This is a genomic window from Helicobacter labacensis (assembly GCF_003660285.1).
Classification (GTDB): Bacteria; Campylobacterota; Campylobacteria; order Campylobacterales; family Helicobacteraceae; genus Helicobacter; species Helicobacter labacensis.
Window position 1 is genome coordinate 1 of the sequence record NZ_QXQQ01000038.1, and the last position, 13,200, is coordinate 13,200.

General features: G+C 49.8%; 17 protein-coding genes and 1 pseudogene. 15 read left to right on the top strand and 3 right to left on the bottom strand.

Annotated features, from left to right (window positions below):
• Positions 1 to 1,743, bottom strand: a pseudogene (locus EAO33_RS09175) (hypothetical protein); the annotation flags it as partial.
• Between the two features lie 85 nt (positions 1,744 to 1,828).
• Between EAO33_RS09175 and EAO33_RS08480 the strand changes: the two are divergent.
• Positions 1,829 to 2,380, top strand: coding sequence for a phospholipase D-like domain-containing protein (locus tag EAO33_RS08480; protein ID WP_120946324.1), 552 nt, complete (start codon positions 1,829 to 1,831; stop codon positions 2,378 to 2,380).
• Here the strand turns inward: EAO33_RS08480 and EAO33_RS08485 are convergent.
• Positions 2,377 to 3,075: an outer membrane protein gene (locus EAO33_RS08485; RefSeq protein ID WP_120946325.1), complete on the bottom strand. Its 699-nt coding sequence runs from the start codon at positions 3,073 to 3,075 to the stop codon at positions 2,377 to 2,379. The genes EAO33_RS08480 and EAO33_RS08485 overlap by 4 nt on opposite strands.
• A 75-nt stretch (positions 3,076 to 3,150) precedes the next feature.
• Here EAO33_RS08485 and flgH point away from each other — a divergent pair, with 75 nt between their 5' ends.
• The 5 genes from flgH to pseI are packed head-to-tail and all read left to right on the top strand — an operon-like array spanning position 3,151 to position 6,991.
• On the top strand, positions 3,151 to 3,849 hold the full coding sequence (gene flgH, locus EAO33_RS08490) for a flagellar basal body L-ring protein FlgH (RefSeq protein WP_162982270.1): 699 nt from the start codon (positions 3,151 to 3,153) through the stop codon (positions 3,847 to 3,849).
• 7 nt (positions 3,850 to 3,856) lie between these two features.
• Entirely contained in the window at positions 3,857 to 4,543 is a 687-nt protein-coding gene (pseF, locus tag EAO33_RS08495) for a pseudaminic acid cytidylyltransferase (protein ID WP_120946329.1), read from the top strand.
• Entirely contained in the window at positions 4,518 to 5,417 is a 900-nt protein-coding gene (locus EAO33_RS08500) for a hypothetical protein (RefSeq protein ID WP_120946330.1), read from the top strand. The genes pseF and EAO33_RS08500 overlap by 26 nt, the downstream gene beginning before the upstream one ends.
• On the top strand, positions 5,410 to 5,988 hold the full coding sequence (pseH, locus tag EAO33_RS08505) for a UDP-4-amino-4,6-dideoxy-N-acetyl-beta-L-altrosamine N-acetyltransferase (RefSeq protein ID WP_120946332.1): 579 nt from the start codon (positions 5,410 to 5,412) through the stop codon (positions 5,986 to 5,988). The genes EAO33_RS08500 and pseH overlap by 8 nt, the downstream gene beginning before the upstream one ends.
• Position 5,989: 1 nt before the next feature.
• A complete protein-coding gene (gene pseI, locus EAO33_RS08510) occupies positions 5,990 to 6,991 on the top strand; it encodes a pseudaminic acid synthase (protein WP_120946333.1) in 1,002 nt (333 codons plus the stop codon).
• Here the strand turns inward: pseI and fur are convergent.
• A complete protein-coding gene (gene fur, locus EAO33_RS08515; RefSeq protein ID WP_120946335.1) occupies positions 6,988 to 7,443 on the bottom strand; it encodes a ferric iron uptake transcriptional regulator in 456 nt (151 codons plus the stop codon). The genes pseI and fur overlap by 4 nt on opposite strands.
• 169 nt (positions 7,444 to 7,612) lie before the next feature.
• On the opposite strand from fur, the gene rpmE reads away from it, so the two are divergent.
• The 9 genes from rpmE to EAO33_RS09865 form a co-directional block, all read left to right on the top strand.
• Positions 7,613 to 7,816, top strand: a complete 204-nt coding sequence (gene rpmE, locus EAO33_RS08520) for a 50S ribosomal protein L31 (protein WP_120946337.1) — start codon at positions 7,613 to 7,615, stop codon at positions 7,814 to 7,816.
• Positions 7,817 to 7,818: 2 nt separating this feature from the next.
• A complete protein-coding gene (rsmI, locus tag EAO33_RS08525; RefSeq protein WP_120946339.1) occupies positions 7,819 to 8,661 on the top strand; it encodes a 16S rRNA (cytidine(1402)-2'-O)-methyltransferase in 843 nt (280 codons plus the stop codon).
• Entirely contained in the window at positions 8,658 to 9,341 is a 684-nt protein-coding gene (locus EAO33_RS08530; RefSeq protein ID WP_120946341.1) for a TrmH family RNA methyltransferase, read from the top strand. Before rsmI ends, EAO33_RS08530 begins: the two co-directional genes overlap by 4 nt.
• The gene (locus tag EAO33_RS09630) at positions 9,341 to 9,883 is read left to right on the top strand and encodes a hypothetical protein (RefSeq protein ID WP_235853157.1); all 543 of its coding nucleotides are present in this window, start codon (positions 9,341 to 9,343) and stop codon (positions 9,881 to 9,883) included. Before EAO33_RS08530 ends, EAO33_RS09630 begins: the two co-directional genes overlap by 1 nt.
• 118 nt (positions 9,884 to 10,001) lie before the next feature.
• Positions 10,002 to 10,265, top strand: a complete 264-nt coding sequence (locus EAO33_RS09635) for a hypothetical protein (RefSeq protein WP_235853158.1) — start codon at positions 10,002 to 10,004, stop codon at positions 10,263 to 10,265.
• A 23-nt stretch (positions 10,266 to 10,288) separates the two neighbouring features.
• Positions 10,289 to 11,050 carry a hypothetical protein gene (locus EAO33_RS08540; protein ID WP_235853159.1) on the top strand — a complete coding sequence of 254 codons (762 nt, stop codon included), beginning with the start codon at positions 10,289 to 10,291 and terminating at the stop codon, positions 11,048 to 11,050.
• A gap of 114 nt (positions 11,051 to 11,164) precedes the next feature.
• Complete coding sequence (locus tag EAO33_RS08545; RefSeq protein WP_120946343.1) at positions 11,165 to 11,719, top strand: YceI family protein; 555 nt, start codon at positions 11,165 to 11,167, stop codon at positions 11,717 to 11,719.
• Positions 11,719 to 13,035 carry a glutamate-1-semialdehyde 2,1-aminomutase gene (gene hemL / locus EAO33_RS08550; protein WP_162982271.1) on the top strand — a complete coding sequence of 439 codons (1,317 nt, stop codon included), beginning with the start codon at positions 11,719 to 11,721 and terminating at the stop codon, positions 13,033 to 13,035. The genes EAO33_RS08545 and hemL overlap by 1 nt, the downstream gene beginning before the upstream one ends.
• The coding region (locus EAO33_RS09865) for an AtpZ/AtpI family protein (protein ID WP_162982272.1) at positions 13,025 to 13,200 on the top strand (176 nt) is incomplete at its 3' end. The genes hemL and EAO33_RS09865, both read left to right, overlap by 11 nt.

A 13,200-nucleotide genomic window follows, 5' to 3' on the forward strand; every position in this document is an offset into this window, starting at 1 on the left:
TGTAGACTCTGTAGACTCTGTAGACTCTGTAGACTCTGTAGACTCTGTAGACTCTGTAGACTCTGTAGACTCTGTAGACTCTGTAGACTCTGTAGACTCGGGTTGTCCGCTCTGTGTGGGTGGCTCTAGGGGTTGTTCGTCCTGTGCGGCGGATTTGGTCGCTGGGGTGCTTGGGGCACTTGCCACTTCTTGGGGCTGGCTTAAATCTGGGGTCTGCTCTGCCAAGGGCGCATCCATGTCTTGGTCGACATCTTGGGGCACTTGCTCTTGGGCGGGCATGGGGTCTTGAGAGGGGATCTCTTGATCTTGATCTTTGGTTTCATCCTGATCCTGATCCTGTGTTTCCACCGGCGTATCTTGGGTGGCTTCTGGCTCTGGCTCTATAGCCTCCTCAAGGCTTTGTGCTATATCAGGGGTGGCTTGCGCATCCAGCTCCTCGTGGGCGAAAGCCACGCCTAAGTCCTGCTCTATGTCTTCTTGTGGCGTGCTCGCTTCTGGCGTATCCTTGCTGTCCTCTTGCATTGGTGCTTGAGGACTCTGTGCCCTAGGCTCTGTTTTGTCCTGCTCTGTGGGCTGTGCTTCTAGTGCTGGCGCGTCCTCTGTGTGGCTCTCTTGTGTGGGGCGAGGTGCGCTTGACTCTTGGGGTCCTTCCACCACACCCACCATGACGGGTTCAGGGATATCCTCAATACGCTCAAACTCTTGGGGCTCTACCTCTGGCGCGCCTGCTTGATTCAAGGGGGTTTGCTCTGCAACCGGGGTATCTTGGGGAGGTAAATCCTCTTGGCTTGAAGCACTCTGTTGCGCGGACGGGGCGGGGGGTTCTAGCTCAAGGGTGGAGGTGGGGTCTTCTTGGCTTTCTAGCGCAGGGGGTTCTAGCTCAAGGGGGAGAGTTGGAGTTTCTTGGGATTCTTGGGATTCTTGGGATTCTTGGGATTCTTGGGATTCTTGGGATTCTTGGGATTCTTGGGATTCTTGGGATTCTAACGCGGGAAACTCTAGTTCAAGGGGCGTATCTGCGGGGGAGGTTGAGTCTTGGGGAGTGTGTTCCTCCTCTTCTTCCTCATTGCTGTGATCCACGGGCAATAAATCCTCTAAAGAAAAATCCATGGTTTCTTTAGAAACTTGGGGGGCTTGCTCTTGGGATTCTTGAGGAATTTCTTCTTGAGGAACTTCTTCTTGAAGGGCATCCTCTTGGGGGGTCTGTGCGGGCTCTTGGGGGATCTGTGCGGGAGGTTGTTCCTCCTGCGCGCTTGTTTGGGACTCTTGAGGGGCTTGTGGGGGGGGTGTGTCAAACAAACCCTCTAACTCTTCTAGTTGGTTTAAATCCGCCTCCAAGTTGGCATCTCCCAAACTCGCAGGCTCTAGGGGGGGTGTCAAAGCCTCTTGGGGGGTGGAGGTGGCGATGTGTAAGGACTCCATAGTCTTTTCTAAAATATGCAACACATCGGTGGGCAGAAAAGGCTTTTGGATATAGTGGGTGAAAGCCCCAAAGGGCGCGACACTCTTGCGGTGCACAAACGCGCTCATTTTAGTCCCCTCCAATAGGGGCGCAAGACGCTGGTAACCCTCCTCATCTACAACAGTGTCATCGGCAAAAAAGAAATACTCTGCGTCCTCTTGGAGTTTAGAAAGAGTCTCTTCTACATGCTCTTGCACCACCAATTCCAAAGCCAACTTCTTGGCGATGTTTTCAAATAACTTTTCAACCATCTTATTCTGATTGACTAACAGAATCTTCAACGCCACTCCTTAAGCTAAACTACCTAAACTCCGCATTATAATACAAGTTCACCCTATTTTGCTTAACTACAACATAAGGAATACTATGAGGATCACTTACAAAACCTTATTTTTACCCTGTCTACTGGCGGGCATGTTGCAAGCTACCCCCACGCTCTACATGCTCCCCTACGAACAAACAGAGGCTCTCAATAGCCTCATTGCAGGCATCAATGCGGCTAAAAACACGATCAACATCGCCATTTACAGCTTCACCCACCAAAAGATCGCCAAAGCTCTCAAGGACGCGGCCGCACGCGGAGTCAAGATCCATATCATTTACGATTATGCAAGCAACGCCCATGGTAAGCATTCCACCATCGCCTATTTGTCTAAATACCAAGGGATTGACACCTGTTTGTTGCAGGGCACACCCGCTAAAGTGGCTAGGCACTTCCAGACCGTCCACAAAGGGATCATGCACCAAAAACTCGCTCTCATTGATGACAAATGGATTTTTCTAGGCTCAGCCAATTGGAGCAAAAACGCCTTTGAAAACAGCTACGAATTGTTGCTTAAAGACGACGACTCCAGCCTCATCCAAAAAGCCCAAAGTTACTACAAGAAAATGCTAAAAGCCTGTGTCCCCTACCACTAAAAGTGGTAATTGTAACCGATGTAAAAGGCAAAGGTTCTGCGTAGTTTGACGCTGAAGTTATTGCCCGAGTAGTAGCGGTTGTTGATGGTGGGGATTTTAAAACCGATATCGATGCCATGTTCGCCCACCACCAATGCTCTAAGCCCCACATTGAAGAGGAATTGGAACGCGCTAATGCTCACATTGTTGTCATCGTAGGGAGGAATCCCCATTTTATTTTGCCCTTCATCGCCCAAATACCACGAGCTCCCCGCAATCGCCATGCCCACATACGCGCCCAAATCCAGCGAAATGTCATCGCGATAAAAAGCCCCCTGAAAAAAATTATAAAAGACATCGGCAGCCGCGCCATAGGTGATCATATTACTCCCCCCATAATAGCCCCCGCCCCCATAAGGGCTTTTTCTATAACTCGCCCCAAAGCCTTGCCAATCTAAAAAGGCGTAATAGCGCGCCCCAAACATTTGATCATCTCTAAAATAGCCATTGTAGCCTATCAAAAAGCCTAGCCCATTAGCCCCCGCATTTCTATCATCACGCACCCCATAAGAACGCGTAAGAATGTTGATCGCCCCGGTTTGGTAACTTGTCCCCACAATGAGCCCCCTCATCCAATTGGGTTTCTCCCCTGCTTGCAAGGTCCCCATCCCCATCACCACTCCTAAAACACAAGGTAACACAAGTCGTTTTTGCATTTTCTATCCTCAAATCATAACTATGAAACCCCTATTATAGTATAATTAGGCGCAAAAGTGCTAAGGAGAGTTACGGTGGGTAAATGGATTTATCTTGTCGCCTTAGTGAGTGTGCTTGGCGCGCTAGAACCCGGGATCAAGTTTGACCCCCCCGATTATGTAGAAGAGATGCCCTCTAAGGAGTTTATCCCTGAGATCTCTAAGCCCGGAAGTCTCTTTGGGCAGGGGGAACGCCCCTTATTTGCCGACAGACGCGCGATGAAGCCCAATGATCTAGTTACCGTGGAGATTTCTGAGAGCTCTAATGCCAATTACAGCACCTCTAAGGATTATAAGAGCACCTCTAATGGCACTTCTAGCGCGCCCAGACTCACCTACAATGGCACGGATCTCAACAAGAGAAGTGAGGCGCAATTTTTAGACGATAAGAACAATTACAGCCTCACCCAATCTAGCACCAATAACGCCTTCAAAGGTGGAGGGGCGCAAAAGAAAAGCGAAGATCTCAAACTCACCCTCACCGCGCGCATTGTCAAGGTGCTAGAAAATGGGAATTACTTCATCCATGGATATAAGGAGATCCTTGTAGATGGGGAGAAACAGGTGATCGAGCTTAGCGGGGTGGTGCGCCCCTTTGACATCACGCGTGATAACACCGTGCAGTCCAAATACATCGCCAACGCCAAGATTTCTTACACCAATATTGGGGCTTTGAGCGCGAGCAACAAAAAGAAATTTGCCAACGATGTGTTAGAATCCCAATTCCCCTATTAAGGTGCGCATGTTAGCCTTGATCTTAGCGCGTGCGGGCAGTAAGCGCATCCCCCACAAGAACATCTACCCCTTTTTAGGCAAGCCCTTAATAGCCCATGTTATAGAGATCGCTATGTCCTCCCAACTCTTTAGCCAAGTGTTGGTTTCTACAGATAGCCCGCAGATCGCCAAAATCGCCCAAGATCATGGCGCGCATGTCCCCTTTTTGCGCCCCGCGCCTTTAGCCGATGACTTCACACCCACCCTCAAGGTTGTAGCGCATGCCCTCACACACTTACAAACCCCTTTAGAAGACATGGTGTGTGTTCTCTATGCTACCAGTGTGCTCTTGCAAGCTAGCTACCTAAAAGAAGCGCGCCAAGCCCTTCTAGATCATCCCCACTGCAAATACGCCCTAGCCCTCACCCCCTATGCCTCTTCGCCCTATCGAGCCCTCACTGCCCAGATGACCCCTCTTTTTCCCCAGCACTTGCAAGAGCGCTCCCAAGACCTCCAGACTCTCTACCATGACAGCGGGCTGTTTTACATGGGAATAGCTAGGCACTTCCTCCAAGAAGAACCCCTCCTAGCCCCCCACTCTTACCCCGTGCTTGTGCCCCATTTATACGCTCAAGACATAGACACCCTAGAGGATCTAGAATTAGCCAAACTCAAATACCAGCTTGTGCATGCCTGCGATCAAAATCCTAGCTGATGCCACGCCCCAAAGCGGGTTGGGGCATTTAAGACGCGCCCAAAAGCTCAAAGGGCATTTAGCCAACTTGGGGTTTAGCGCGCAAGTGCTAGCCCCCCACCCCTTGGCTGATCAAAACCTAGATTGGTTGCGCGCGCTAGAAATTGCCCCCCATGATGTGCTGTTCATAGATAGCTATCTAGCCCCTTTGGATTTTTACCACCATGCGCATGCGCATGCGCGCACCGTCGTTGTGCTAGAGGATAGTCCGCATGCCAACTTGCCTCCCAAGACTTTCATCATCAATCCATCTTACCAAGCCGAGCAACTCTACACCCAAATTAAGCCGCGCATGTTTTTGGGCTGTGCGTTCATGCCTTTTGAAAAGGCGTTCAAGCTGGATCACAAACCCCTAAAACCCAATCCCACCACCCTCTTGATGTGCTTTGGAGGGAGCGCACAAAGCCTGCCATTTTACCAACAAGCCCTAGAGATACTCGACAAAGGCCCCCTGCATGTCCAAGTGATCGCGCCCCCGCAATTGGCACTAGCCCTCCCCAAGACCTCCGCATGTGTGCATACCCATTTGGATTTGTTCGAGATTGCTAGCTTAATGCATGCTAGCGACATCGCGCTTTTGGGTGGGGGGGGGATGCTCTATGAAGCCATGCTAGCTCTAAGCTCGATTCTAGCCCTCCCCATCGCCCCCAACCAACTACACCAACTCGCAGCTCTAAGCGGGGTGCATGCCTGCTTATCTAGTAGCCTAGACACACTCTCAAGCGATCTAGCCCAATTTGGCTTAGCTACACGCGCGCGCATGCAAGTAGCTCAAAAAGCCCTCAATATCGGCTCTGCTCTCCAGTCCACTTTACAGGCGATTTTACTTGGATAACCCGCTGTGGCTTAGTTTTGACATCCCCCCCACCACTTTGGCTAAAGATGCCAAACCCTTGCACGCCTGCCATTTCATCCACACCACCCAAGCCGAACGCCTAGAAATTCTCTCCTTTCGCAACCATGCAGACACCAGTGCTTGGATGCTCAACGAGCACATCAGCCTAGAAGCGCATTTGCACTTCATAGAACAGCTCAAAACCCACCCCTCTAGCGCTTATTATCTCTTCAAACAAGAGGGTAAACTCTTGGGCGTGGGGTCTTTAACACGCGTCCATCCCATCCACCGCCATGCCTTTTTAGGGATTTATAAAAACCCCCACTTAGAGCATGTGGGCGCGCAAATCCTAGACGCTCTGGAATTTATCGCCTTTTACAAATTGCAATTACACGCCTTGCATCTAGAAGTGCTCACTAGCAACACTAGAGCCCTGCGCTTTTACCAACGCCATGCCTACCGCAAAGAGGGTTTTTTACGCGATTTTATCTACCGCGATGGGCGTTACTACGATGTGTGGCTATTTGTGAAATTCTCCCCTCTTAGCTATAATGCCACGAAAAAGAGTTAGTATGCCCGCCCCTTTTATTGTCGCCGAACTGAGTGCCAACCACGCCCAATCCTTAGAGATCGCCCTTAAATCCCTTGCATGCATCAAAGCCATTGGGGCTGATGGGGCTAAACTCCAAACCTACACCCCAGATTGTCTCACCCTCAATGTCCACAAACCCCCCTTCATCATTCAGGGCACACTATGGGATCAACAGAGTTTATACCAACTCTATGAGCGCGCGTGCATGCCCTTAGAGTGGCATGACGAACTCTTTGCATGCGCTAAAAGCTTGGGGCTAGAACTCTTTAGCTCCGTCTTTAGCCTCAAGGGATTGGAGCTCTTAGAAAAACTAGACTGCCCCAAGTATAAGATCGCCAGCTTTGAGATCACGCATCTAGAACTCATCACCCAAGTGGCTAGCACGCGCAAGCCCATGATTCTCTCCACAGGGATTGCCACCCACACCCAAATTTTAGACGCTTTGCAAGCCTGCTACAAGGCTAATAACTCCCAAATCACCCTCCTGCACTGCACTAGCGCTTACCCCGCCCCCTTGCACCAAGCCAATTTGCTAGCCATGCCCAATTTAGGCAAGCGCTACAAAGTCCTCTATGGCTTGAGCGATCACACTCTGGGATCTTTAAGCGCGATCATCGCGACCGCACTCAAGGCATGCATGATTGAAAAGCATTTTATTTTGGATAAGAACTTAGAAAGCCCCGATCAAGCCTTTAGCATGGACGCTGACGCGTTTGCGAGCATGATCGCCCAAGTGCGCGACACACATTTGGCTTTGGGCGCAGAAGAGGGCGCAAGCACCCCGCAGGGACAGCAATTTGCTAGAAGCCTTTTTATCACCAAAGCCCTCAAAAAGGGCGAAACCCTCACAAGAGAACACCTCCAAGCCCTGCGCCCCAATGCGGGGCTAGCCCCTAAATTCCTCCCCCAAGTCTTAGGCAAGAGAGCCACCAGAGATTTAGAATACGCCCACCCGCTCACCCTCCAAGACATAGAACCCTAATCGCGCCCCTGTGCCAAGCACTTAGCGCACACCACGAACATTTTCATGTCATGGCTGACTAGCTTGGCTTGGAATTGTTTGGCGACCTCCATTTGGCGCTCCTCAATTTGGGCGTCTACAAACTCAATGATTTCCCCACATTGCAAGCAGATAATGTGATCGTGGTGTTCCTTGGCTGCGATCTCGTAGCGGCGACCATTTTTATTGGTTTCTAAGGTGTAAATAAAGCGTTCTTTTTCCAAGAAATTTAAAATGCGATAGACAGAGGAGATACTCGTATTCTTATCGCTCAAACGGATACTTTGGGTGATTTCTTCGGGGCTTAGATGAGTCCCGCTCTTGTATAAAACACTCACAACTTCTTCACGCTGTTTGGAATTCTTCAAACCATTTTTCCTAATTGAGACTCGCAAACGCTCTAAAATAGACTCTAGGGTTTCTAGTCGGCGCATAAACTCTCCTTAATTTGCTAATCCAAATGCCATAAATGCCATAAATGATGAGTAACTTCTCATGGTAACATCATTTCTTAAACATGAATAAACAAGCACGCCAACAGCTGGCTATTTTACTTAAGCAAAATTTAGCTACAATCAGAGCAAAACTTTGTGGAGAGTTGGCATGAAAAAAGGAATCCATCCGGAGTATATCCCTTGCAAGGTAACCTGTGTTACCAGTGGCAAACAAATTGAGGTGCTCAGCACCAAAAGTGAATTACGCATTGACATCTCTAGTTTTTGCCATCCCTTTTACACCGGAAGCGACAAGATCGCTGACACCACAGGGCGCGTGGAGAAATTCCGCCAAAAATACAAATTGCAGTAGTTTTGCTAAGTCTGCTCCCCACCCCCATAGGCAATCTCAAAGACATCACTTTGCGCACGCTTGACACTTTGGCAAGTTGCGATGTGCTATTGTGTGAGGATGTGCGCGTTACCAAGCGTCTGTTGTTTTTACTCTCTGCGCAGAAGGTGTTGCAGATGCCCTCTAAACCCATGCACGCTTTGCACTCCCACAACCAAGAAAGCTTTTTAGCCCAAGTGGGGAGTGCTTTTTTCAAAGATCAGCATGTGGGCTTTTTAAGCGATGCGGGCATGCCCTGTGTGAGCGATCCGGGGGCTAGATTGGTGCGCTTCGCGCTAGAACATGGTCTTGAATACGAAGTCTTGCCCGGGGCTAGCGCGTGTGTGAGCGCTTATGGCGCGAGCGGGTTTGAGATGGGCGCTTTTTTCTTCGTGGGCTTTTTACCCCCCAAGAGCGTTGATCGGCGTGCCAAGATCGCCAAACTCAACGCCAGTGTTGCGGTTTTGCAGACCCAAGTGGCTTTGGTGATCTATGAAAGCCCCAAGCGCTTGCTAGACACTTTGGGCGATCTAGCCTTGCTGATCCCTAATTGCCCTGTATTTGCGATCAAAGAGATGACAAAACTGCATGAACAACGCTACTATGGCAATGTCCTAGAAGTGCATGGCAAACTCAAGGCTCTACCCTCTGTAGCCCTACGGGGTGAGTGGGTGTTGGTGTGTGGCTTGCACCCCTGCGCCCAGCCCACTTTGTCCTACCAAGAGATCGCTGATATGCCCTTGCCCCCTAAGATCAAAGCCAAATTATTGGCTAAACTCAAGGGGGTGTCTCCCAAAGCCCTTTACGCTTCGAGCATGCGCTCATGATTGTCTTTGGCAAGCAGGTGCTCTTGCACCTTTTGGCACACCACCCTAGCGTGATCCTAGAGTGGTATTTGGCTAAACAAGTGGATAAGACTCTCTTTGCGCGCTTGTGCGCCCATGCCAAAGAATACGATCGCCCCCTTGTGCGTGTGGACGCTAAGAAAGCCCAGAGCATGGCTAGGGGGGGTAACCACCAGGGGTTTTTAGCCAAAGTGCGTCCCCCTAGAATCGATTCTCTAGCTACGCTCAAACATTGCAACAGGCTTTTGGTGCTGTGTGGTGTGAGCGATGTGGGGAATGTGGGGGCGTTGTTTAGAAGTGTAGCATGCTTGGGTTTTGAGGGGGTGGTGATGGATACACCCTTGCCCTATGAGGGGTTAGCGCGCACGAGCATGGGCGCGCTCTATGAAGTGCCTTTTTGCGTGTGTGCGCGCTTGTTAGACGCGTTGCAAGAGCTCAAAAGCGCTGGAGTGCGTTGTTATGGGGCGCACACACAAGGGTGTGATGTGCGCCAAGTGGCGTTCAAAACCCCCTTGGCGATCTGTTTGGGTGCTGAGGGAAGCGGGTTATCTCCTAAGGTTTTACGCAAAATGGACGCGATCGTGCGTATTAACATGCATGGCAACATCGGTTCGCTCAATGTGGGTGTGGCCGGAGCAATTATAATGGATAGGACACAATGATGGACGAACAGGCAAAGCTAGCAGAATTAGACAAGAATTTAGAGATTCTCAAGGACAAGGGGATCGCCCAGATCGCGCAAACCACCAAGATCGCCAACCCCAAGATCAAGGCGATCCTAGAAAAACGCTTTGAGGATTTGCAGCGCGTGCACGCGGTGGGCTTCATCCAAATCTTAGAAAAGGAGTATGGGCTTAACTTGGGGCAGTGGCTCATGGAATATGACAAGAGTCTCTTTGTCAAACCCTCCATAGAGGATAAAGCTGACACGCCCGAAGAATCCCCCTTTGTCAATACCCCACGATCCGACCCTGAGGCTCTAGCCTCTTTCAAGCCTAAAAAGACTTCTAAGTGGGCGTGGGTCTTGCCCTTGATCTTATTGGCGGGTGCTGGGGGGTATATCTACTACAATAAATACGCTTCTTTAGCGCAACCAACTCCCCCACCTCCCCAAACCACTCCTTTGGAAAGTAACGCGCCCAAGAACGCCCCTTTGCAGGTAGAACCCACTCCCCCCCCCCCAAGCCAGCACACAACCCCCTAGCCCACAACCCTCCAACCCCCCAGAGGACAAACCCCAGAGTCTCCAAACCCAAGAACCACCTCAGGAGTCCCCAGAGAGTGTTAAGCAAGAAACCCCCATTGATAAATCTAAAGTGATTGTGATCACCCCCAAAGAAGAAATTTGGATGGAGAGCATCGATTTGAGCAATAAGAAAAAAAGCCAAATCACCATCAAAGATCGCTTGATCTTAGAAACTAAGGGGCATAAGTGGCTGTTAGCCTTTGGGCATGGCAATGTGTCTTTGGAGGCTAATGGACAGGTTTCAGACTTCCACCAAGAAAGACCCTTAAGATTGCTCTATACCCCCAAAAACGGCTTGCGCCGTATCAGTTACGCGCACTATCAAGAACGGAGCAAATAAGTTTGAGAGTGCTAGCATGCCTAGTGTTGTGGTTGGGTTGGCAAGGATATTTGGGTGGCGATGCCCTAGAGGACAAGATTAAAAATCTCGTCGGAGAGAGGTTTTATCAAACCAATAGGAATTTCATCGCGCGGGTGTTTGCCAAGCGCGGTAATTTTTACACTCAAGGACAATTACGCGCCAAGAAGGTGGTGGATACCCTTAAAGACAATGGTCTTTTGCCCTTAAAGTTTGGTAAACCCGGGGTGTTGCATGTGAGTTTTCAAGCAAAAACCTCGCCTTTGTTGCTCTTAAAAACCACCCAAAGCGTGTTAGCCTCCATGGGCTATGCCTACTTCATGGTGTTAGAGGTGGATTACCAAGATTCTTGGAGTAAGGCGATCTTTGCGCTCAAGACCGAATACGCCCTAGACCCCACTCTCATCGCCGCCCTCTTTGCCAAAAAGGGCTTTGTTTTCACGGATTTAGAACGCCGTAGTTTGCAAGATTGGGTGTATTACTTTGGGGTGCGCACCCCCAAAATCGCCAATAGCGCGACTGTTATCCCCTCGGGCAATTATTTAAACCTCAAAGAGATTAGTGGGGAGTATTGGTTGGATATGGGCTATAGTGGTAGGTTGCACATTGTAGCTAATACCGATGCTTGGCATCCCCAAATTAGCTTTTTTGATTCATCCTTGCGCATGTTGGATTTCACCCATAGCCCCACCCCCACTTCCCAAATTAGCCTAGACATTCCCGATCGGTGCGTTTCATCAAAATTAGCGACACAAAAAACCCCTTGATCCTCAAGGCGGGTATAAAAGTGCTATTAGAACCTTTAAAGCACTAGATAATTGCCTAAAGGGGGGCTTTTATGTTATTATGGCGTTCTTAAAATTCGATCAAGGGAGTCGTTTATGAGAAAAATAGTTGTAGGCGCGTTGTTGTTTTCTGCTCTAGCGCACGCAAGCAGCATCGATACAGGCAAGCTGAGTATGAGTTTCACAGCGTTCAAAACGCCCAAAAAAGTCGGGGTAGAAGGCACTTTTGATGGGGTGAATTACCGCTTCAATAAAGACCATTCCAGTGTGGTGCGCATGCTAGATAAAGCCAGCGCGACCATAGATGTGTCGCATGTGAATTTACATGACGCGCTCAAAAGTAAGAATGTCAAAGAAGCCTTCTTTGATCTCTTTAAGGACAAGAATCTCAGGGTAACTTTTAGAGATATTGTAGCAGGCGAAAACCAAGGCACTATTTTAGCTAGCGTGCGCATGAATGCCAAGAGCGTCAAGGTGCCCATGAATTACACCATTGAGAAAGATCAGCTAGTTGTAACCGGCGTGCTAGATATTCTAGAATTTGGGCTTAAAGACGCGTTGGCTAAATTGGCTAAAGCCTGTGAACCCATGCACCAAAAATTGACCTGGTCGCAGGTGCAAATCACTTTCAAAGCGGGCTTAAAAGACTGATGGCAAAAAAACAGCTGGATCACGCTTTGTTGCACAGCATTAATGATTTCAACGAAGCCAAGCAGGTGATCGTGGGGGGGGTAAATTCCCCTGTGCGGGCGTTCCAAAATGTGGGGGGCACACCCCCTTTTATTTTCAAGGGAGAGGGGTATTCTCTATATGATGTAGATGGGAATTCCTATGTGGATTTCGTGCAAAGTTGGGGACCTCTACTCTTTGGGCATGCCAATTCCCAAATTCAAGAGCGCGTGATTGAAGTCTTGCAACGAGGTTTGAGCTTTGGCGCGCCCACAGAATTAGAAACCACTCTAGCTAAAAAGATCGTGTTGAGTTACGAGGGCGTGGAGAAAGTGCGCTTAGTCAATAGCGGGACAGAAGCGACCATGAGCGCGATCCGTTTGGCTAGGGCTTTTTCTCAAAAAGACGACATTATCAAGTTTGAGGGATGCTACCACGGGCATAGCGATAGCTTGTTGGTGGGGGCTGGGAGCGGATGTGCCACCTTTGGAGTGCCTAACTCTTTGGGCGTGCCCAAGAGCATCGCCCAACACACCCTAGTGGCGCGCTATAATGACATCCAATCGGTGCGCGCTTGCTTTGAGGCTAGTAAGAATGTAGCTTGCGTCATCATCGAACCCATTGCCGGGAATATGGGCTTAGTGCCGGCTAAACTGGAATTTTTGCAAGAACTCCAAACCCTATGTCAAGAACACCGCGCCGTGTTGATCTTTGATGAGGTGATGAGTGGTTTTAGAGCCGGAGCCCATGGCTCTCAAGATTACCACCATCTAGTGCCCGATCTAGTTACCTTTGGTAAAGTCATTGGTGGGGGCTTGCCTTTGGCTTGTTTTGGGGGTAGGGCTGAGATCATGGAATTATTAGCCCCTGTAGGTGGGGTGTATCAAGCGGGGACTTTGAGCGGGAATCCGGTGGGCGTGGCTGCGGGCATTGTGGCTTTGGAAAAAATCGCCCAAGATCCCAAACTGTATCCCAGATTGGAGGCGTTGGCTTTGCGTTTCACGCAGGGCTTAGAACAAGCCGCACAATCTTGCCATATCGCCTTGCAAACCTGTGTGCGCGGGAGCATGTTTGGCTTTTTCTTTAGCGAGCAGGAGGTGTGCGACTTTGAGGGGGCTAAGAGCTCTAGAAACGATCTCTACGCTATTTTCCACCAGAAGATGTTGCAAAAAGGGGTGTATCTTGCGCCTTCCGCCTTTGAGAGTGGGTTTATTTGCGCGCCCATGCATGAAAACATCATTGAGGCTTGCGTGCAAAAAGCCCAAGAGAGCTTTAGCGAAATGGCGCATGGACTCTGAGCCTAAATTCAAGCGGATCGTGGAGGGGGCGAGTGTTCTGAGTTTGGGGATTTCCATCGTGGTGGCCATCTTGCTAGGCATTGCTATAGGTTATGGGCTAAAACGCCTAACCGGTGTGGCTTGGTTGTTCTGGTTGGGGGTGTTTTGGGGGGTGGGGGGGCATTT